This is a genomic window from Agrobacterium sp. 22-210-1 (assembly GCF_053522525.1).
Genome location: NZ_JBNWCI010000004.1, coordinates 101,072 through 121,361 on the forward strand (window position 1 = coordinate 101,072; position 20,290 = coordinate 121,361).

The following is a 20,290-nucleotide window of genomic DNA, read 5'->3' on the forward strand; positions in this document are numbered from 1 at the left end:
GAATTCCTATAGCCGGGACGGCTTTTTCCGTCATCGTTAAAAAGCAGCCAAAAAGAATGTCGACACCGCATATTTTGAACAGCATTGCCGCAAAAGGTCCGGTCTTTGAGGCCGGTCACGTCTGGCTCGCAGGCGCAGGGCCGGGCGACGTGCGTTATCTGACACTGGAAGTGGCGCTGGCGCTTTCTGAGGCCGATGTCATCGTTCGCGATGCTCTGGTCAGCGACGATGTTGTTGCCCTCGGTCCGCAGGCTGAAATCGTCTTTGCCGGCAAGCGCGGCGGCAAGCCTTCCGCGACGCAGGATGACATTACCGCCTCGCTGATCGATTTCGCCCGCCAAGGCAAAAAGGTGCTGCGGCTAAAGGGCGGTGACCCCTTCATCTTCGGGCGCGGGGGTGAAGAGGCGGAGGCGCTTGTCTGCGCCGGTATTCCGTTCCGGATTTTACCGGGCATGACCTCGTCACTCGCTGCTCTTGCTTCAGCGCGAATTCCCGCCACCATGCGCGGCATCAGCCGCGCCGTGACCCTCGCCACCGGCCATGCGGCGGGCACGGAGGAGGATCTCGACTGGCTGGCGCTCGCGAAAACGCAGGAACCCATCGTCGTTTACATGGGGCTGAAGAATATCGGGTCGATTGCAACGCTGCTGATGCAGGGTGGACGTTCGGGCACGACGCCGGTTGCGGTTATCATGTCAGCGACCACTGAGCAGGAGCGCATTTTCATCGGTAAGCTGGAAAGCATAGCCGACGATGCAAAGCGGGAAAACTTCGAAGCCCCGGCTTTGATCGTGATCGGTGAGATTGTTTCGATGCGAAGCCGTCTCGGTGGGGTCGGTTCATGACGGCGCGGGCGATCATCATCGGCGCACCGCGCTCGGGGTCGGGCAAGACCAGCGTGACCATCGGTCTGCTCAGGGCCTTTGCCCGTCGAGGGATTAAGGTGCGCGGCATCAAGACGGGACCGGATTATATCGATCCCGGTTTCCACGCCTTCGCCACCGGCACGCCCGGCCTTAATCTGGATAGCTGGGCCATGCAGCCGGATTTGTTGCGGCATCTGTTTTCGCAGCAGACCGAGGCTGCGGAACTCGTTCTGATCGAAAGCGCCATGGGCCTGTTCGATGGCATTCCGGTGGCGGAAAACCGCACCGGTTCGGCGGCGGATCTGGCGCGACTATTCGGCATTCCCGTACTGCTGGTGCTGGATGTGTCGGGCCAGTCACAGACGGCCGCCGCTGTTGCTCATGGTTTTGCCCATTACGACCCTGACGTCACCATGGCGGCAGTGGTGCTGAACCGGGCCGGTAGTGAAAGACACCGGACATTGTGCACGGAAGCCATCGAAAAAATTGGCCTACCCGTTGCCGGCTGTGTCCTGCGCGATCCCTCCCTTATCCTGCCAGAGCGGCATCTGGGGCTGGTGCAGGCCAGCGAACACCCGGAAATCGATGCGCATATAGAACGGCTGGCGGATGCGATGGAAAAATCCATCGATCTCGACGCCTTGCTTTCGCTCGCGGCGCCCGTGCAGGTGCCTTCCGGTTCGGTGGACGCGGCGATTGCACCGCCCGGCCAGCGCATCGCGCTGGCGGAAGATGCCGCCTTCACCTTTCTTTATCCGCATCTCAGGAAGCATTGGTATGCGGCGGGGGCCGAAATCGTGCCGTTCTCGCCGCTGGCTGATGAGGTGCCGGACGAAAGCTGCGATGTCTGCTGGCTACCGGGCGGGTATCCCGAACTTTTTGCCGGAAAGCTTGCGGATGCGGCCGGTTTCAAGGCGGGTATTGCCCGTTTTGCCGCGACAAGGCCTGTTCATGGCGAGTGCGGCGGTTACATGGTGCTTGGCGAGGCGCTGGAAGATGCCGATGGGGTGACCCATGCCATGACCGGGCTTCTGTCGCATGCCACCAGTTTTGCGACACGCAAGATGAACCTTGGTTACCGGCAGGCAACGATCACGGCAAGTGGTCCGCTCGGCTCGGCGGGGGATGTTCTGCGCGGCCATGAGTTTCACTATGCGCGGGTCATCAATCCCGGCCATGATGCAGCTTTTGCCGAGATCGCCGACGGTCAGGGCCGTCCGCTCGGGCCATCGGGCGGTAGAAGGGGTGTCGTATCCGGCACTTTCTTCCATGCAATCGCGAGAGGCGGTTGAGTGTTCTGCATCATCGCCATTCCATGGTATGTGCGGCGAAGTGGAGCAAGCTGCGAAAGTTTGTAGGCTCTGGCCAGGGGAAAGTGCTATAGATCGCGTCAGGGAACATGGAAAAGCGGAAATAACTCCTGCGATCCATGTTCCGTGAAGTCTGGTCGGATTGAAAGCTGTTTCATATTTTCCGGCCAGAACCTGCTATCGCGCATTTTGTCTCGAGCGTGCCTACCGATGATAAAGCCCCGAATTTTTCTCTCTGCCGCTCTTGCCGCATCCATTCTGCTGGCTCCCTTCGGTGGGAACGGCACGTCCGCTCATGGCGGTGAAGATTATGCGACGCTGGAAAAGCTGGGCGCAGCGCTGTTCGACGATCCCAATCTTTCGATGAACCGCACCATGGCCTGTTCCACCTGCCATATGCAGGCGGCCGGTTTTTCCGATGCGCGGGAGAGCGAGAAGGTCGGGCGGGATGTATCTCTGGGTGACGACGGCATTTCGCTCGGCGACCGCAATGCGCCGACGGCGGCCTATGCGAGGTTCACGCCGCCTTTCGGCAAGAATGCGACCGGTGAGTATGTCGGCGGCCAGTTCTGGGATGGCCGGGCCTCGCTGCTGGAAGATCAGGCGGGCGGCCCGCCGCTTAATCCGCTTGAAATGGGCATGCCGGACAAGACCTCTGTCGTAAAACGGCTAAGGGAAAACCCGGATTACGTTGCAGCCTTCGGTACGCAATTCGGCAATGATGTCTTCCAGAGCGATGAAACCGCCTATGCCGCGATGACCAAGGCGCTGGCGAGTTTCGAGCGTTCGGACGAATTCTCAACCTTCGATTCGAAATATGATCGCTTCCTGCGCGGCGAGGAAAAGCTGACGGATCAGGAGGAGCTGGGCCGGGTTCTGATTTCCTCGACGCAGTTCACCAATTGCAATACCTGCCATGAAATCCGCGGCGCCAGGGGGCTGGAAGACGGCCTCTTCACCAACCACAAATATTTCAATATCGGCGTTCCCGCCAATATGGCGGTCAGGGCGGTGAATGGCTCGAAGCCCGGTGCGGTCGATCTGGGTTTGGCGCAAAATCCTGACGTGGGCGGCGACCCCGCCCAGCGCGGCAAGTTCAAGGTGCCGACCCTGCGCAACGTCGCCGTTACCGGTCCTTATATGCACAATGGCGTGTTCAGGGATCTGCGCACGGTGGTGCTATTTTACGTGAAATATAAGAGCAAGAAGCCCAGCCGCCAGATCAATCCGGAAACCGGCAAGACATGGGATGCGCCTGAGGTGCCCGAGAATATCGCCATGACGGAGCTGACATCCGCGCCGGCGCTGGATGACAAGCGAGTGGATGCCGTCGTGGCTTTTCTGAAAACGCTGACCGACCGGCGGTATGAGCATCTTCTACCCGAGGCTGGGCAGATGGCGGTGCCGCCTGCCCAGCCGGTTCCTGTCAACGTTACGCCGAAAGCGCCTTGAATTCGGCGAGAACCGCGTCGCCCATTTCACCGGTGCCGACCTGACGGCAACCGTCGGCCATGATATCGGCGGTGCGGATGCCCTTGTCCAGCACGTTTGCGATTGCCGCTTCGAGCTTCGTCGCCTCGTCAACCATGTTGAACGAGTAGCGCAGGCACATGGCGAAGGAGGCGATCATGGCGATGGGGTTGGCGATGCCCTTGCCGGCAATGTCAGGTGCCGAACCGTGCACCGGCTCATACATGGCCTTGCGCTTGCCGGTCTTGGCATCAGGTGCGCCAAGCGAAGCGGAAGGCAGCATGCCGAGCGAACCGGTGAGCATGGCCGCAACGTCGGAAAGCATGTCGCCGAAGAGGTTGTCGGTCACGATCACGTCGAACTGTTTGGGCTTGCGCACCAGCTGCATGCCGCCGGCATCAGCCAGCATATGCTCCAGCTGCACGTCCTTGTATTTGGCGGCGTGGGTTTCGGTGACGACCTGGTTCCACAAAACGCCTGATTTCATGACGTTGCGCTTTTCCATCGAGCAGACGCGGTTATCGCGGGTGCGGGCCAGTTCGAAGGCGACGCTGGCGATGCGCTCGATCTCGAAAGTGTCGTAAATCTGCGTGTCGATACCGCGCTTCTGGCCGTTGCCGAGATCGATGATCTGCTTCGGTTCACCAAAATAGACACCGCCCGTCAGTTCGCGAACGATGAGGATATCCAAGCCTTCGACCAGCTCCGGCTTCAGCGAGGAAGCGGCGGCAAGTGCGGGATAGCAGATGGCAGGGCGCAGATTGGCGAAAAGTTCGAGGTCCTTGCGCAGGCGCAGCAAGCCGGCTTCCGGGCGATGTTCATAGGGAACGCCATCCCACTTCGGGCCGCCAACAGCGCCGAACAGGATCGCATCGGCGGCAAGCGCCTTTTCCATGTCCGCATCGGAAATCGCCACGCCGTGGGCGTCGTAAGCGGAGCCGCCGACGAGGCCTTCCGAAACGGTGAAGCCGGAATTTTGCGCGCTGTTCATATAATCGATCAGCTTGCGGACCTCAGTCATGGCTTCAGGGCCGATACCGTCACCGGGCAGCAGGAATAGCGAACGGACTGTCATGAGAACCCTCCTTGGGCGGCGCGCCGGAAAACATCACGAAGGGTTTTCGATGGCGGCGCGCGCGGCGTCAAACTCGTTTCCGTCCTTGCCAGGTCATATCGCCAGCCGGACGGGATCGAGGGCTTCTTATCTCCGCCTCAAGGGCTTTTCAAGCAAAGCAAAAGCCGATCCGGTACGGTTTGGTACGGGATCGGCTTTTTTTGAAGAGCGTAAATATGATCATGCCCAGGGACGGACCGAGGCGTTGGCCTTTTCGAAAGTGTCGATAGCGCCGGAATGCTCCATGGTCAGGCCGATGTCATCGAGGCCGTTCAGCATGCAATGGCGCTTGAATTCATCAATCTCGAAGGTGATGGTGCCGCCATCGGGACCACTGATTTCCTGGCGTTCCAGATCGATAGACAGAACGGCATTCGATCCGCGCGAGGCGTCATCAAGCAGCTTTTCGAGGTTCTCGGGGCTGACGACAACAGGCAGGATGCCGTTCTTGAAACAGTTATTGTAAAAGATATCGGCAAAGCTGGTGGATATCACGCAGCGGATGCCGAAATCGAGAAGTGCCCATGGCGCATGTTCGCGCGAGGAGCCGCAGCCGAAATTGTCGCCAGCCACCAGAATCTGGGCGTTCTGGTACGCGGGCTTGTTCAGAACGAAATCCGGATTGGGCGAGCCATCCTCAAGGTAACGCGACTCGGCGAAGAGGCCCTTGCCAAGGCCCGTGCGTTTGATGGTCTTCAGATAGTCTTTCGGAATGATCATATCGGTGTCGATATTGACCACCGGCATGGGCGCGGCGACGCCCGTCAGCTTGGTGAATTTTTCCATCTGTCGCTTCCCGTGTTTCCCTTGAACAAATCCGGCGCGGGCAAAGCCTGCCGGATGTTCTCTTTCGGGAAATACTGCAAAACTTGGCGCTTTAGAAGCGCAAACCCGCGTTCTTCGGTACGCCTCGTGCAGCGTCCTCGCATTTTGACCCGATTAAAACGATCTCAGAGATCGATAATCGTGCCTTTGCCATCGTTCCAGACGCGCATATCGCGCTGGTGGCGAGGCTTGACGGGGATGGGGGCCGGCTTAAGGCGCGCGGAAAGCATACGGGCAGCGCTGAGAACGGCGAGCACGCCGATAAAAGCGACCGTGAGCGACGCCGTGAAAAGAGCAGCCATGGCCAGAATTGCGATGCCAGAGGCGGCGATGAAAAATGAACGGATGCCTTGCATGATTCAACCTTTCTTTCCAGACGAATGTGGGCCTTCTTCTTCCGGCTTGCAAGAGGATTCAGTGGATTGTCAGCTTGCAGATGTCACAAAAGCTTGACACAAGTGCGGCATGGTCAATTTTTCTGAAAATATTCTTGTGAGACCTCGCCGTTCGCTGCTGTCGGTTCCGGCCATAAATATCCGAGCACTCGAAAAAATCCGCGATCTCGATTGTGACGGCGTGATCCTCGATCTTGAGGATTCCGTCGCGCCCGACATGAAGGGCAAGGCGCGGGAAAATCTCGAAAAGCTGTTTTTAGACGCACCCTTTGCCGGGCGCGAGGCGATTATCCGCATCAACCCGCTCTCCACTCCGGATGGAAAGGCGGATTTGCAGCTCGTGCTTTCCTGCCGACCGCACGCGGTTCTTCTGCCGAAGGTGGAGCAGCCCGCCGATATTCATGAAGTGGCCGACCTTCTGGCGGAGGCGGACGCGCCGCAGGCAATGAAAATCTGGGCTATGATCGAAACGCCGCTCGGTGTTCTCAACGCTGCGTCGATTGCCGATGCCGCCCACACGCCGGATGCCCGGCTTGCCGCTTTCGTCATCGGCCTCAACGATCTGCGCAAGGAAACACGTGTTCCGGCCTTGCCCGGTCGCGCCTATCTTGTGCCATGGATGATGCAGGTGGTGCTGGCCGCCCGGGCCTATGGCCTCGATGTCATTGACAGCGTCTCCAATGATTTTCGCGATATCGCGGCTTTTCAGGTCGAATGCGAACAGGGACGCGCGATGGGCTTTGACGGTAAGATGCTGATCCATCCGGCCCAGATCGAACCGGCCAACCGGCATTTCGGCCCGGATGAGGCGTCGGTTGCGGAAGCCCGCGAGATTATTGCCGCTTTCGCAAAACCGGAATCTGTGGAATTGAACGTCATCAACATGAACGGGCGGATGATTGAGCGGCTGCATGTGGTTGAGGCCGAAAGGCTGGTCGCCATGGCCGATATCATCGCCCAAAGAAAGGCAGAAAAGACGTGAAGGTCTATCGTTTCATAACCGGCCCTGATGACTCAAAATTCTGTCACCGGGTCACAGAGGCGCTGAACAAGGGATGGGAACTTGCCGGCTCACCGAGCTATGCCTTCAACGCCGCAAGCGGCGTCATGCATTGCGGCCAGGCCGTGACCAAGGTGGTCGAGGGCAAAGAATATCATCCGGATATGAAGCTCGGCGAACAATAAGACGCGCCGCGGCGGGGCTATCGCTCCGCAGCGGCCTCGTCGGCGCTTTCCTCGATCCGCTCCATGTCATCATCCGACAGGCCGAAATGATGGCCGATTTCATGGATGAGGACATGGGTGATGATGTCGCCAAGCGTTTCCTCATTCTCGGCCCAATAGTCGAGAATGGGGCGGCGATAGAGCGTGATGCGGTTCACCATCTCGCCCGTTTCCATGGTGAAACGTTCGGAGATGCCACGACCCTCGAATAGTCCGAGAAGATCGAAGGGCGTTTCGAGCGCCATGTCCTCGAAGACTTCGTCGGTCGGAAAATCCGCGATCTCGATGATGAGATCCTTCGTCAGTGCGCGGAATTCTTCTGGCAGGTGGCCATATGCCTCGATCGCAAGCGACTCGAAGGCGGAAATTGTCGGCGCATGGCGGTCCCGCCAATCGTCGGTCTGGTCTATGCGGGCCATTTCTGCTCCTTGTTGGTAGGCCCATATAAACACTTGCTGCGCAAATTTCGAGACCTGACTGCTTCACCCGCCGAAAAAGCATGAAATTCTTGGCGTTACAGTTACTTTTCAAGCCGTCGTCATCTTGACATAAACCGGCGTCTCGCGTAATCGGCACCCAAATTGATGGCGTAGTGCGCCTTCCGTTTATTCCGTCCTTCAAAAGGCGGCTTCACCGGCAGACATTCAAAGGGACAGCCTGTCCCGACGGGTTTCTACCAAATTCCGACTGATAAAAAGACGGCCAGCTTGCTTTGGCGGGCAGAGCCGGAACGAACATGAAAGGATAACAAATGTTCGCAGTCATCAAGACCGGCGGTAAGCAGTACCGCGTAGCAGCCGACGCCGTGCTGACCATCGAAAAGCTGGAAGCAGAGGCAGGCGCAACTGTAGAATTCACCGAAGTTCTCGTTGTTGGCGAAGGCGCCGACGCCAAGTTCGGTGCACCCTTTGTCAAGGGCGCCATCGTCAAGGCTGAAGTTGTCGAGCACAATCGCGGCAAGAAGGTCATCGCCTTCAAGAAGCGTCGTCGTCAGAACTCCAAGCGTTCGCGCGGCCATCGTCAGCATCACACTGTCGTCCGCATCACGGACATCGTTGCTGCCTGATCGGCGCGACACGGGAAACAAGGTTTAAAGGAGAACTCCAATGGCACACAAAAAAGCTGGCGGTTCCTCGCGTAACGGTCGCGATTCCGAATCCAAGCGCCTTGGCGTGAAGAAGTTCGGCGGCGAAGCCGTCATTCCAGGCAACATTATTCTGCGCCAGCGCGGCACGCAGTGGCATCCGGGCGCCAACGTCGGCATCGGCAAGGACCACACGATTTTTGCGCTGACCGCAGGCAATGTAAACTTCCGCACGAAGGCCAACGGCCGCGTGTTCGTATCCGTGGCTCCGAAAGCGGAAGCCGCAGAATAAGCCGGTAAGCGTCATATGCAGCCGGTGTCCCATCGACCCGGCTGAGACGTATCAGGTTCAGTCAAGAAAACAGGGGAGATGGGGCACCACCCAACTCCCCTTTTTCTTTAACCTCATGGAGGGACTGAACCATGCAAGCTGAATTGTTAAGGGATGACCAATCACGGTCACCCGAGGAACGGCCGAGGCCCGATCGGTCGAGGAGCGATTGCCCCGTTTTACTGTCGCAGAGGCTGGTTTTACGCAAGCCTCACGAAGAAGACATCGACGCCCTTGCCCATCTTGCCAACAATGCCAATATCGCGACCATGGTGTCGCGTATGCCGCACCCTTACACGGCCAAAGACGCCGCGGATTTTGTGCGACGCTCCAAAGCTGGCGAGATTGGCAAGTGCGTCTATGCGATTACCCGCATGGACAATGGCGAGTTTCTGGGCTGCTGCGCGCTGGAACCCCAGGAAGATGAAAAGACCCTGGAAATCGGTTACTGGCTGGGGGAACCCTACTGGAACCGGGGCTATATGACGGAAGCGGCGCATGCGCTGATCGACATGGCCTTCCGCACGCGTGAAATCGACCAGATCGATGCCCGTTGCCGGGTCACCAACATCGCTTCGCGCCGCGTCATCCAGAAGTGCGGTTTCCAGTTCCAGGGGTCCGGCATGGTCGGCTCGCTGGCGCTCGGTGGCATGGTGCCGGTAGAATGGTACAGGCTGGACCGCAAGACCTGGGTTTCGCTGAAGAGCTGGGGGGACATGGGATGAGTGCGCTCGAACTGACCCGCCGCCGGGCCACCACCGCCGCAGCGCCGCCTGGCCCCTGCCCCGTCATCGAGACGCGGCGTCTGGTGTTGCGGCCGCAGCGGCTTTCCGATGCTGGCAGCATTGCGGAATCGCTTGGCGATTTCGCCGTGACGAAGATGCTGGCCCGCGTTCCTGCGCCCTACCATAAGCAGGATGCGCTGGAATGGTTGGTGCTGCGTACCTCCGGCACGCTGCCCGACTGGAATTTCGCCATCACCAGTGGCGACGATACCCTGATCGGTGTGGTCTCGGTGGAGTTGCGGCACGGCGAGTGGCATCTCGGCTACTGGCTCAACCGTTTCTACTGGGGCAAGGGTTACATGACCGAGGCGGTGGCCGCCGTGGTCGAGCGGTTTTTCCGCCGTATGCCGGGGGTGATCCTTCATTCCGGCGTGTTTGCGGATAATCCCGCTTCGCTGCGTGTCCAGGAAAAACTCGGCTTCCGGGTGACCGGCTGCCACCAGATCTACGCCACGGCACGCGCCGCCATGGTGGCGCATATCGATACGATGATCACGGCTGAGGATTTCATCCGGCCGCACCGCTGACACTTAAGGAGCATCGGGTTTTCCGAAAACCGCTATACACTTTTCGGCCCGATGCTTTGAACAAGGCCGGTTTACCCCAAACCGGCCTTGTCTCACGCAGGGGCTTCCCGCACGATAGTCTTTGACCTCGTGACGAAGCGCTTGTATTCGAAACGACGATATTTTTGTTTGACGCAACGGCAAGATTGTTGCGTCCGCAAACCGATAGAACGGCAGTCCGATGAAATTTCTCGATGAAGCAAAAGTCTATATCAAGTCCGGTGATGGTGGTGCTGGCGCCGTTTCCTTCCGGCGTGAAAAATTCATCGAGTTCGGCGGCCCTGACGGTGGTGACGGCGGACGCGGTGGCGACGTCTGGGTCGAAGTGGTCAATGGTCTCAACACACTGATCGACTTTCGCTTCCAGCAGCATTTCAAGGCCTCGATTGGACAGCACGGCATGGGCAAGACCCGCACCGGCGCCAAGGGTTCGGACGTGGTGCTGAAAGTCCCTGTTGGCACCCAGATTTTCGAAGAAGACAATGAAACGCTGATCATGGACCTCACCAAGGAGGGCCAGCGTTTTCGTCTTGCCGCCGGTGGCAATGGCGGTTTCGGCAATGCTTACTTCAAGTCCTCCACTAATCAGGCGCCTACCCATGCCAATCCGGGTCTGGCTGGTGAAGAAAAGACGATCTGGCTGCGGCTTAAGCTGATTGCCGATGCTGGTCTGGTCGGTCTGCCAAATGCGGGTAAATCCACATTTCTTGCGACGGTTACGCGCGCCCGTCCGAAGATCGCCAATTATCCCTTCACCACCCTTCATCCGAACCTCGGCGTGGCGACCATCGATGGTCGTGAATTCGTACTGGCTGATATTCCGGGCCTGATCGAAGGTGCGCATGAGGGCGTCGGCATCGGTGACCGGTTCCTCGGCCATGTGGAGCGTACCCGTGTGCTTCTGCACCTCGTCTCCGCACAGGAAGAAAAGGTCGGCAAGGCCTATAAGACTGTCAAGGCCGAGCTGGATGCTTATGGTGGTGGCCTGACCGACAAGCCGGAAATCGTGGCGCTGTCGCAGATCGACGTGCTTGATGAGAAAGAACTGAAGAAAAAGGCCAAGGAACTGGAAAAGGCCTGCGGTCGTCCGCCGCTTCTTCTGTCGGCTGCCGCGCATATCGGCATGACGGAAGCGCTGCGCGCCCTTCGCGATATCATCGTTTCGGCAAGCAATGGCGGCGATACCGCCCTTCCAGACCGGTCGATGCCGCATGAGAGCGAGGTCGAGGAAGAGGACGACCGCCTATGAGCCTGACGCGCAAGCCGCTGGGCAGCCACCACCGGATCGTCATCAAGATCGGGTCGGCGCTTCTGGTGGACCGTAAAACCGGCCTCAAGAAAGACTGGCTGGACGCCATCTGCGAGGATATCGCTGTGCTGAAGAAAAACGGCGCGGATGTCCAGGTCGTGTCTTCGGGCGCCATCGCGCTTGGCCGCACCGTGCTTGGCCTGCCCTCCGGTGCGTTGAAGCTGGAGGAGAGCCAGGCGGCGGCGGCCGTCGGCCAGATCGCGTTGGCGCGGGCATGGTCGGAAAGCCTGTCGCGGCATGAGATCGTCGCTGGCCAGATTCTGCTGACGCTCTCCGATACCGAAGAGCGTCGCCGTTATCTCAATGCGCGCGCCACCATCAATCAGTTGCTGAAGATCGGCGCCATCCCGATCATCAATGAAAACGATACCGTGGCAACCACCGAAATTCGTTATGGCGACAATGACCGTCTGGCCGCACGCGTGGCGACCATGACGGGTGCTGATCTGCTGGTGCTGCTGTCGGACATTGACGGGCTTTACACGGCTCCGCCGCATCTCGATCCCGATGCGAAATTCCTGGAGACGATCGCCGATATTACGCCTGAAATCGAGGCCATGGCAGGCGGTGCGGCATCCGAGCTTTCACGCGGCGGCATGCGCACCAAGATCGATGCGGGCAAGATCGCAACCGCTGCCGGTTGTGGCATGATCATCGCCTCCGGCAAAACGCTCAATCCGCTGAAGGCGATCGAAAACGGCGCTCGTTCCTCGTGGTTTGCTCCTTCTGGCACGCCGGTGACGGCGCGCAAGACCTGGATTGCCGGGCAATTGCAGCCGGCCGGCGAAATCCATGTGGATGCCGGCGCGGAAAAAGCCCTTTATGCCGGCAAGAGCCTGCTTCCCGCGGGCGTGAGGGTGGTGAAGGGCAATTTCGGCCGCGGCGATGCAATCGCCATTATCGGTGTCGAAGGCCGGGAGGTCGCGCGCGGTCTTGCGGGTTATGACGCGGATGAGGCGCGTCTTATCATCGGCCACAAGTCCAATGAGATCGAGGCTATTCTCGGTTATGTCGGGCGGGCGGCGATGATCCATCGCGACGACCTTGTGATGACCGGCGCCGCCGTCAAAATTAAGAGTGCAAAAAAGGATGAGGTCCATGCCTGAACAGGCCGTGAAGCAGAGCCATGATATTGACGCGCTGATGATGACCATCGGCGCTCAGGCAAAAGCTGCTTCGCGACCGTTGTCCATTGCAGGGACGGACCAGAAAAACCGTGCGCTTCTTGCCATGGCATCCGCCATCGAGGCGTCGAGGGATGTGATCCTTGCCGCCAATAAGAAAGATCTGGCGGCTGCGGACACTGCCGGGCTTGCCGCTTCCTTCGTGGACAGGCTTACCCTCAACGAGGCGCGGATTGCCGGTATTGCCGAAGGCATCCGCTCCGTTGCTGCGCTGGCCGATCCGGTTGGCGAGGTCATCGCTGCCTGGGATCGCCCCAATGGGCTGAAGATCGAGCGCGTGCGTACGCCGCTCGGCGTCATCGGTGTTATCTACGAAAGCCGCCCGAATGTGACGGCGGATGCCGGTGCGCTCTGCCTGAAGGCCGGTAATGCCGTCATCCTGCGTGGCGGATCGGATTCGCAACATTCATCGCGTGCTATCCATGCCTGCCTTGTGGATGGTTTGAAGATCGCCGGTCTGCCCGAACATGCCATCCAGCTGGTGCCGGTGACGGACCGCGCCGCCGTCGGCGCGCTTTTGGGTGGACTGAACGGCACCGTTGACGTGATTGTGCCGCGTGGCGGCAAAAGCCTGGTTGCCCGGGTGCAGTCGGAAGCGCGGGTGCCGGTCTTTGCGCATCTGGAAGGCATTTGCCATATCTATGTCGATGCATCGGCCGATCTCGATATGGCGAAACGCATCGTCGTCAACGCCAAGATGCGCCGCACCGGCATTTGCGGCGCGGCCGAAACCCTGCTAGTGGATGCCGCTGCTGTTTCCACACATCTGGCGCCACTCGTCCATGGCTTGATCGCAGCCGGTTGCGAGGTGCGTGGTTCGCAGGCGGTTCGTCATGTGGTTGAGGGCCTGAAGGCCGCGACGGAAGAGGACTGGCGCACCGAATATCTCGATGCGATCATTTCGGTTGCTGTCGTGGATGGCATTTCCGGTGCGATCGACCATATCGGCACCTATTCCTCCAACCATACCGAAGCGGTGGTCGCTGAGGACCCTCAAGTGGTCGAACGCTTCTTCAATGAGCTCGATTCGGCCATTCTGCTGCATAATGCTTCGACGCAATTTGCCGATGGCGGCGAATTCGGCATGGGTGCGGAAATCGGCATCGCCACCGGCAAGATGCATGCGCGTGGCCCCGTTGGCGTCGAGCAGCTTACTTCGTTCAAATACCGTGTGCATGGCACCGGCCAGACACGGACCTGATATTTGCCGACTGAGAAGCGACTTGGCCGACGTTATCTCACCATGCCGCATGCGGAGCGCGGCATGGTTGTCGGGCTGTTCGGCGGCTCTTTTAATCCGCCGCATGCCGGCCACGCGCTTGTTGCCGAGATTGCGCTGCGCAGGCTGGGTCTCGACCAGCTCTGGTGGATGGTCACGCCGGGCAATCCGCTGAAAAGCCGTTCCGAACTGGCGTCCCTTGAAGACCGTATCGCCGCCTGCGAAAAACTCGTGAGCGATCCGCGCATCAAGGTGACGGCCTTCGAAAAATCGCTGGGCATCAGCTATACGGCCAATACGCTTGCCAAGGTGAAGGCGAAAAATCCGCATGTTCGCTTCATCTGGATCATGGGCGCCGACAATCTGAAAAGCTTTCATCGCTGGCAGAAGTGGCGCACGATTGCCGAAACCTTTCCGATTGCCGTGATCGACCGTCCCGGCTCCACCCTGTCTTACCTCTCCTCCACCATGGCGCAGGCTTTCAGCCAGGCGCGGATAGACGAGGATGATGCGGGGGGTTTATGGAAAAAACGGGCTCCCGCCTGGGTCTTCATCCATGGTCCGCGTTCGACGCTCAGTTCCACGGCGCTGCGCAATAATCACAAATGATGTATGCGGCGGTCGTTGAAGGCTCCATATCTTGAAAAGTTAATGCTTTGATGCCACCTTTATTGTGTGACGCAGAGAATCGCGTCGCGCAGTATCTGTTTTGTCATTCTTGGAAAGGGAAAACCTCTGACAACAGTACACAGCAAGGGAAAAGCATTTGTTGCTATCCCGAAGGGCCAGGACAGTGGCGACGATGCCGCCGATCATGCCCTCGAAACCGTCCTCGCGAGCCTCGAGGACTCCAAGGCTGAAGATATCGTATCTCTCAACATTGCCGGAAAATCGGCGCTTGCGGACTACATGGTCGTAGTCTCCGGGCGATCGAACAGGCATGTTTCGGCGATTTGCGAGCATCTTCTCAAGGATATGAAGGATGAGGGGTTCGGCAACGCCCGCGTCGAAGGTCTGGAGACCGGGGACTGGGTGCTGATCGACGCCGGCGATGTCATCGTTCATGTGTTCCGTCCGGAAATCCGCGCCTTCTACAACATTGAAAAAATGTGGGCGACGCCGGAAATGTCGGAAGAAACGCTGCATTGATGCGGTGAGCCTTTGATCGAGTGCATCGTGTTTGCCGAAGGTCGTCTTTGCCTTCGGCACGATGTCTCTGGCCGGAAATCGAACCGGCCGCATAGGAATCCGCATTCTATGCTGTTAAGAGCGTGACCCTGTTTGTCACGACAGTCACAGGTTTGCGATGCGGATTTCGATTTTTGCGGTGGGACGGCTTAAAACCGGCCCTGAAAAGGATCTTGCGACCCGTTATATCGAACGTCTCGCGAAGACCGGCCCGGCAATCGGGCTGGAGTTTTCGCGGGTGATCGAGGTTGCGGAAAGCCGGGCGTCGAATGCGGAGACGCGCAAGCGCGAAGAAGCGGCGATGCTCGAAAAACATCTGGCCGACGGTTCAGTGCTGGTGCTTCTCGACGAGCGCGGCAAGGCGCTGGATAGTCCGGCTTTTGCCACGTTTTTTGGCGACCTGCGCGATAGCGGCAAGCGCGAACTCATCATTGCCATTGGCGGGGCTGACGGTCTCGACCCCGCGCTTTACGACAGGGCGGCGGCCGTTCTCAATCTGGGAAAGCTCACCTGGCCGCACCAGATCGTTCGTATTCTGATCGCCGAACAGCTTTACCGCGCCGTCACAATCCTTTCCGGTCACCCTTATCATCGGGTTTGAGCGGGTTTTGGTGTAAAAATCGTCTCAATTTTAACATGAAGCTCCGCGACACGAAAAGGCGCAGATGGCTTTGCCGTTGCCCTCTTTCAAGCCTCTTGGAAGATCGCAGCAAAATCCCTAATATCGGCGCTTCTGCTTCGGCATCAAAGAAAGTTCAAATGGACAAGAGGTCTCAACGAAAACAGCGCGCTGCCCTTGCGGGCGCGGTTATTGCTGCTTTCGTCATGGGGGCCGGTCCAGCCTATTCGCGGGACGATGCGGGCGCAGTTCCGGCCGAGAACGGCGATTCATCGCCGGACGCGTTGCAGACGCTGGAGAAGCGCCGTGACCAGAACCGGCAGGATCTGGAGGAACTGGTCGACAGTATCGGCCTTTCGGAAGACAAGACCCGCAATCTTGAGGAGAGCATCGCTTCCCTCAATCAGGACAGCGCCCGCATCCGGGAAGAGCTGATCGCGTCTGCTGCGCGGCGCAAGGCACTGGAAACCAAGATCAGCGACGGTGAGGATCGCCTCGCCAAGCTGTCCGTTCGCGAAGACGGTGTCAAAGCGTCGTTACGTGAAAGGCGGGGTGTGCTGGCGGAAGTTCTGGCCGCATTGCAGCGCATGGGCAGAAATCCGCCACCTGCCCTTCTCGTTTCGCCGGAGGATGCACTTGCTTCCGTGCGTAGTGCTATTCTTCTTGGTGCGGTCGTTCCGGGCATTCGTGGTGAAACCGACAAGCTGATTTCCGCTCTCAAAGAATTGACCGATCTCAGGCAGGCAATCGCTCGCGAAAAGGACGATCTTACGGGTATGATGACGGCAAGTCTGGAAGAGGAAAAACGCCTCGACCTGTTGATTGCCGAAAACGACCGTAAGAATACCCAGACGGCGTCGGAGCTTGAGGCTGAACGCAAACGATCCGAAGAACTGGCGAGCAAAGCGACCAGTCTTGAAGGTCTGGTCAGTTCGCTTGAAGGCGAGATTACGTCGGTGCGGGAAGCCATGGAAAAGGCGCGGGCGGAAGAGCAGCGCGTAGCCCGTCTTTCGGAAGCGGAACGTGAAAAGGAACGCGCTGCGGCAGCGGCTGGAATGCCTGATAAAAACCGCATTGCGCCCGCATATCCCTTCGCGAGTTTGAAGGGAAAACTGGAGGTTCCGGTTGCGGGCGAGGTGCTCAGGCGTTTCGGTGATGCTGACGGTACTGGCCATTTTTCCAAGGGAATTGTCGTTGCGAGCGGACCCGAGGCCATCGTGACGGCGCCTGCAGACGGCTTTGTGGTGTTTGCCGGAGATTTTCGCAGTTACGGCCGGATGATCATCCTCAACACGGGTGATGGATATCATGTGGTGATGACGGGCATGGACAATGTGAGGACACGGCAGGGAATGTTCGTGTTCTCCGGAGAGCCCATCGCCTCCATGGGTGCAAAAAGAGTAGCGAGTGCAGCAGCATTGGCGCTGGAAACCGACAGGCCAACGCTTTACATTGAGTTCAGGAAAGATGGTGTGCCGGTTGATTCCCAACCTTGGTGGACCGCAAAAAATACCGGAAGGGCGCACAATGATTCGTAAGGTTTCGCTTCTCCTTATCGGTGGGCTTATGGGCGCCACGGCGATGAGCGTGATTTATTCGGCGAGCATGCCGGCACAGGCGGCCGGGCCTTCGACCTACAAGGAGTTGTCGATATTCGGCGACGTGTTCGAGCGCGTGCGCGCGCAATATGTGACGCCGCCGGATGACGAGAAGCTGGTGGAGAATGCCATTAACGGCATGCTCAGCTCGCTCGATCCGCATTCCAGCTTCATGAATGCCAAGGATGCCACCGACATGCGCACCCAGACCAAGGGTGAGTTCGGCGGTCTCGGCATCGAAGTGACCATGGAAAACGAACTGGTCAAAGTCATCTCGCCGATGGATGATACGCCGGCTTCCCGCGCGGGTATTCTTGCTGGTGACTTCATTTCGGAAATTGACGGTACACCGGTTCGCGGCCTCAAGCTGGAGCAGGCTGTTGAAAAGATGCGTGGTGCGGTCAAGACGCCGATCAAGCTGACGGTCATCCGCCAGGGCGCGGATAAGCCGCTTGAAATCACCGTTGTACGTGATGTGATTGCCGTTCGTGCGGTCAAGTCTCGCGTCGAGGGCGACAATGTCGGTTATCTGCGCGTCATCTCCTTTACCGAAAAGACCTATGACGATCTCGAAAAGGCGATCAAGAAGATCAAGGCGGACGTGCCGGCTGACAAGCTGAAGGGTTACGTGCTTGACCTGCGCCTTAATCCGGGCGGTCTGCTCGATCAGGCGATCAATGTCTCCGATGCTTTCCTTGAGCGTGGCGAAGTCGTTTCGACCCGCGGCCGTAACCCGGATGAGACCCGTCGCTTCAACGCGACGGCCGGCGATCTGACCGATGGCAAACCGGTGATCGTGCTCGTCAATGGCGGCTCGGCTTCGGCTTCTGAAATCGTTGCCGGCGCGTTGCAGGATTTGCGCCGTGCGACCGTGGTCGGCACGCGCTCCTTCGGCAAGGGGTCGGTTCAGACGATCATTCCGCTCGGCGAGGCGGGTGCGCTGCGCCTGACCACGGCGCTTTATTACACGCCGTCGGGCAAATCCATCCAGGGTACGGGCATCGAGCCTGACATTAAGGTGGAGCAGCCATTGCCGCCGGAACTGCAAGGCAAGGTGACCACCGAAGGTGAATCCGGTCTTTCCGGCCACATCAAGGGCCAGAGTGAAACCGACGAAGGTTCGGGTTCCTCCGCCTATGTTCCGCCGGAAGCCAAGGACGATATCCAGCTTAACTATGCGCTGGATCTGCTGCGCGGCGGCAAAACTGATCCGTCTTTCCCGCCGAACCCGGACAAGGCTGTGGTCAACAAGCAGTAAGATAGATGCGCCGGCCAGCCGGCGCATTTTTTCGATTGCTTAAAGCGGGTCGCGATTTCCAGATTGGCTGCTTTTGCTTTAAGTCCCTGTTTTTCCGCATGTCGTTACCGCAAACCACCGCGTAGTTTTGTGTGACATGCTTCGACCGTTTGGACGGACCGTTCATTGCCTTCGGACCTGCGAAAACCGCTTCTGGGTCGTCAGAAAAAAAGCGTCGGTATCAACCGGCGCTTTTCCGTCATTATGGTTTTGTCCGTGCTTGCGGTTTTCTCTATCGGCGGGCTCTCCGTCTATACGGCGCTTTCGCCAGGCAATCTGCAGAAGACGGGCCCCGGGCCGGATGTTCAACCGCAGCCGCCCCACAGCACGCCTGAAACGGCGGTTGCCGATGGGGCCGGTTCTGCTGAGACGGCCGGCCTGAAACCGGAAAGCGGCCGGTCTGGCGCCAATATCAACCGGGAAACCATGCCGGACGGCAATGTCGTATCGGTCTATTCTCCGAGACCCCGCGATGGCAATGGGCCGGTGTTGATGAGTGGCCAGACCTATGGTCAGGACCCGCGCATGGCCACTCGTCCCAATGAGGAGTTGCTGGAAGAGTCCGCATTCGGACGGCTGCCGGTCGTTGGCGCCGATGGCCTGCGGCCGATGGAGCAATATGCAAGGCCTTGGTCGGGTGCCCGTGGCACTCGGGTGGCAATCGTCGTCGGCGGTCTCGGCCTCAGCCAGACGGGTTCGCAAAAGGCCATCCGCGATCTGCCACCGGAGGTGACGCTTGGTTTTGCCGCAAGCGGCAACAGCCTGCAGCGCTGGATGCAGGAAGGGCGCCGAGAGGGCCATGAGATCCTTCTGCAGATACCGCTGGAGCCTTTCGGTTATCCCGGTACCAATCCCGGACCTGACACGCTGCTGGCCGGCGATCCTGCGAAGGTCAACATCGACCGGCTGCATCGCTCCATGGCAAAAATCACCAATTATACCGGCATCATGAACTATCTTGGTGGGCGTTTCCTTGCTGAACAGGCGGCGCTGGAGCCGGTGATGCGCGATATCGGCAAGCGCGGGCTGCTGTTTCTGGATGATGCTTCATCGGCACAGTCGTTGAGCGGCGGGATTGCCAAGGCGATCTCTGCGCCGCAGGGTTTTGCCGATGTTCTGCTTGATGGCGAAGTGACTGAAAGCGCCATCCTGCGTAAGCTGGATGAGCTGGAGCGAATTGCACGCCGCAACGGCCAGGCGATCGGTGTGGCTTCGGCTTTCGATGAAAGCATCGCCGCCATCTCCAAATGGTCGCGGGAAGCGGGCGGGCGCGGTATCGAGATCGTTGGCGTTTCTGCGCTTGTTTCGCAGCAGGCGGGGCAGTAAACCTTCTGCGCGGCCATTTCATGCGCTTTTGCGGCGCTCAGCAATGCGGGTTTCCCATGACAATCAAAGCAGAAGATTTGCCTTACCGCCCCTGCGCGGGAATAATGGTTCTCAACGCCGAAGGCCTTGTCTGGGCCGGCCGGCGCATCAGTGAAGGTAATTCCGAATATGACGGCTCACCGCAATTGTGGCAGATGCCGCAGGGCGGCATCGACGATGGTGAGCGGCCCTTGACGGCCGCCATTCGTGAACTTTACGAAGAAACCGGAATGAAGACGGTGACTCTGCTTGCGGAAGCGAGTGACTGGATCAACTACGATCTGCCGCCCGAACTGATCGGCATCGGTTTAAGGGGCAAATATCGCGGGCAGGCGCAGCGCTGGTTCGCTTTCCGTTTCGAAGGCGACGAAAGTGAAATCCAGATTGACCCGCCGCCGACGGGCCACACGGCAGAATTTGATGCCTGGGGCTGGAAGCCGATGGAAAGCCTTCCGGAATTGATCGTGCCGTTCAAGCGCGGGGTCTACGAGCAGGTGGTGGCAGAGTTCCGGCACCTCTCCGGCAAATAAATAAAAAGGCG

The 20,290-nt window shown here is 58.9% G+C and carries 23 protein-coding genes; 19 read left to right on the forward strand and 4 right to left on the reverse strand.

The window, feature by feature from the left end:
• The first annotated feature begins 56 nt into the window (after positions 1-56).
• From cobA to ACQZ5F_RS22715, 3 genes are all read left to right on the forward strand, one after another.
• Positions 57-845 (forward strand): uroporphyrinogen-III C-methyltransferase, encoded by a 789-nt coding sequence (gene cobA / locus ACQZ5F_RS22705; protein ID WP_052818674.1) that lies wholly within the window; start codon positions 57-59, stop codon positions 843-845.
• Positions 842-2,158, forward strand: a complete 1,317-nt coding sequence (locus ACQZ5F_RS22710) for a cobyrinate a,c-diamide synthase (RefSeq protein WP_225338966.1) — start codon at positions 842-844, stop codon at positions 2,156-2,158. The genes cobA and ACQZ5F_RS22710 overlap by 4 nt, the downstream gene beginning before the upstream one ends.
• Positions 2,159-2,386: 228 nt before the next feature.
• Complete coding sequence (locus ACQZ5F_RS22715; protein ID WP_312357182.1) at positions 2,387-3,628, forward strand: cytochrome-c peroxidase; 1,242 nt, start codon at positions 2,387-2,389, stop codon at positions 3,626-3,628.
• Here the strand turns inward: ACQZ5F_RS22715 and leuB are convergent.
• From leuB to ACQZ5F_RS22730, 3 genes are all read right to left on the reverse strand, one after another.
• Positions 3,609-4,721, reverse strand: a complete 1,113-nt coding sequence (gene leuB / locus ACQZ5F_RS22720) for a 3-isopropylmalate dehydrogenase (RefSeq protein WP_225338217.1) — start codon at positions 4,719-4,721, stop codon at positions 3,609-3,611. The two genes, ACQZ5F_RS22715 and leuB, sit on opposite strands and share 20 nt — an antisense overlap.
• 219 nt (positions 4,722-4,940) lie before the next feature.
• Positions 4,941-5,546, reverse strand: coding sequence for a 3-isopropylmalate dehydratase small subunit (gene leuD, locus ACQZ5F_RS22725; protein ID WP_046799662.1), 606 nt, complete (start codon positions 5,544-5,546; stop codon positions 4,941-4,943).
• Positions 5,547-5,710: 164 nt separating this feature from the next.
• Complete coding sequence (locus ACQZ5F_RS22730; RefSeq protein ID WP_046799661.1) at positions 5,711-5,941, reverse strand: hypothetical protein; 231 nt, start codon at positions 5,939-5,941, stop codon at positions 5,711-5,713.
• A 109-nt stretch (positions 5,942-6,050) separates the two neighbouring features.
• On the opposite strand from ACQZ5F_RS22730, the gene ACQZ5F_RS22735 reads away from it, so the two are divergent.
• Entirely contained in the window at positions 6,051-6,962 is a 912-nt protein-coding gene (locus tag ACQZ5F_RS22735) for an HpcH/HpaI aldolase/citrate lyase family protein (protein WP_225338218.1), read from the forward strand.
• Complete coding sequence (locus ACQZ5F_RS22740) at positions 6,959-7,165, forward strand: DUF1737 domain-containing protein (protein WP_003492695.1); 207 nt, start codon at positions 6,959-6,961, stop codon at positions 7,163-7,165. Before ACQZ5F_RS22735 ends, ACQZ5F_RS22740 begins: the two co-directional genes overlap by 4 nt.
• A gap of 17 nt (positions 7,166-7,182) precedes the next feature.
• Here the strand turns inward: ACQZ5F_RS22740 and ACQZ5F_RS22745 are convergent, their stop codons facing one another.
• On the reverse strand, positions 7,183-7,623 hold the full coding sequence (locus tag ACQZ5F_RS22745) for a metallopeptidase family protein (RefSeq protein ID WP_046799659.1): 441 nt from the start codon (positions 7,621-7,623) through the stop codon (positions 7,183-7,185).
• Positions 7,624-7,955: 332 nt separating this feature from the next.
• Here ACQZ5F_RS22745 and rplU point away from each other — a divergent pair, with 332 nt between their 5' ends.
• From rplU to ACQZ5F_RS22815, 14 genes are all read left to right on the forward strand, one after another.
• Entirely contained in the window at positions 7,956-8,270 is a 315-nt protein-coding gene (rplU, locus tag ACQZ5F_RS22750; RefSeq protein ID WP_003492690.1) for a 50S ribosomal protein L21, read from the forward strand.
• A 40-nt stretch (positions 8,271-8,310) separates the two neighbouring features.
• Positions 8,311-8,580, forward strand: coding sequence for a 50S ribosomal protein L27 (gene rpmA / locus ACQZ5F_RS22755; RefSeq protein ID WP_003492686.1), 270 nt, complete (start codon positions 8,311-8,313; stop codon positions 8,578-8,580).
• A 131-nt stretch (positions 8,581-8,711) separates the two neighbouring features.
• Positions 8,712-9,344 carry a GNAT family N-acetyltransferase gene (locus ACQZ5F_RS22760; RefSeq protein ID WP_046799658.1) on the forward strand — a complete coding sequence of 211 codons (633 nt, stop codon included), beginning with the start codon at positions 8,712-8,714 and terminating at the stop codon, positions 9,342-9,344.
• Positions 9,341-9,931 carry a GNAT family N-acetyltransferase gene (locus tag ACQZ5F_RS22765; protein WP_448731091.1) on the forward strand — a complete coding sequence of 197 codons (591 nt, stop codon included), beginning with the start codon at positions 9,341-9,343 and terminating at the stop codon, positions 9,929-9,931. The genes ACQZ5F_RS22760 and ACQZ5F_RS22765 overlap by 4 nt, the downstream gene beginning before the upstream one ends.
• Positions 9,932-10,151: 220 nt before the next feature.
• On the forward strand, positions 10,152-11,219 hold the full coding sequence (gene obgE / locus ACQZ5F_RS22770; protein WP_006310970.1) for a GTPase ObgE: 1,068 nt from the start codon (positions 10,152-10,154) through the stop codon (positions 11,217-11,219).
• Entirely contained in the window at positions 11,216-12,385 is a 1,170-nt protein-coding gene (gene proB / locus ACQZ5F_RS22775; RefSeq protein WP_448731092.1) for a glutamate 5-kinase, read from the forward strand. The genes obgE and proB overlap by 4 nt, the downstream gene beginning before the upstream one ends.
• Positions 12,378-13,664 carry a glutamate-5-semialdehyde dehydrogenase gene (locus ACQZ5F_RS22780; RefSeq protein ID WP_225244889.1) on the forward strand — a complete coding sequence of 429 codons (1,287 nt, stop codon included), beginning with the start codon at positions 12,378-12,380 and terminating at the stop codon, positions 13,662-13,664. Before proB ends, ACQZ5F_RS22780 begins: the two co-directional genes overlap by 8 nt.
• Positions 13,665-13,667: 3 nt before the next feature.
• Positions 13,668-14,291, forward strand: a complete 624-nt coding sequence (locus tag ACQZ5F_RS22785; RefSeq protein ID WP_225338220.1) for a nicotinate-nucleotide adenylyltransferase — start codon at positions 13,668-13,670, stop codon at positions 14,289-14,291.
• A gap of 66 nt (positions 14,292-14,357) precedes the next feature.
• Complete coding sequence (rsfS, locus tag ACQZ5F_RS22790) at positions 14,358-14,831, forward strand: ribosome silencing factor (RefSeq protein ID WP_225244891.1); 474 nt, start codon at positions 14,358-14,360, stop codon at positions 14,829-14,831.
• A gap of 157 nt (positions 14,832-14,988) precedes the next feature.
• Positions 14,989-15,471, forward strand: coding sequence for a 23S rRNA (pseudouridine(1915)-N(3))-methyltransferase RlmH (rlmH, locus tag ACQZ5F_RS22795; protein WP_046799653.1), 483 nt, complete (start codon positions 14,989-14,991; stop codon positions 15,469-15,471).
• A gap of 158 nt (positions 15,472-15,629) precedes the next feature.
• Positions 15,630-17,027, forward strand: coding sequence for a murein hydrolase activator EnvC family protein (locus ACQZ5F_RS22800; protein WP_448731093.1), 1,398 nt, complete (start codon positions 15,630-15,632; stop codon positions 17,025-17,027).
• Positions 17,017-18,345 carry a S41 family peptidase gene (locus ACQZ5F_RS22805; protein ID WP_046799651.1) on the forward strand — a complete coding sequence of 443 codons (1,329 nt, stop codon included), beginning with the start codon at positions 17,017-17,019 and terminating at the stop codon, positions 18,343-18,345. Before ACQZ5F_RS22800 ends, ACQZ5F_RS22805 begins: the two co-directional genes overlap by 11 nt.
• A gap of 165 nt (positions 18,346-18,510) precedes the next feature.
• On the forward strand, positions 18,511-19,710 hold the full coding sequence (locus ACQZ5F_RS22810; protein WP_137085495.1) for a divergent polysaccharide deacetylase family protein: 1,200 nt from the start codon (positions 18,511-18,513) through the stop codon (positions 19,708-19,710).
• A gap of 56 nt (positions 19,711-19,766) precedes the next feature.
• Entirely contained in the window at positions 19,767-20,279 is a 513-nt protein-coding gene (locus tag ACQZ5F_RS22815; protein ID WP_080841823.1) for an RNA pyrophosphohydrolase, read from the forward strand.
• Positions 20,280-20,290 lie beyond the last annotated feature (11 nt).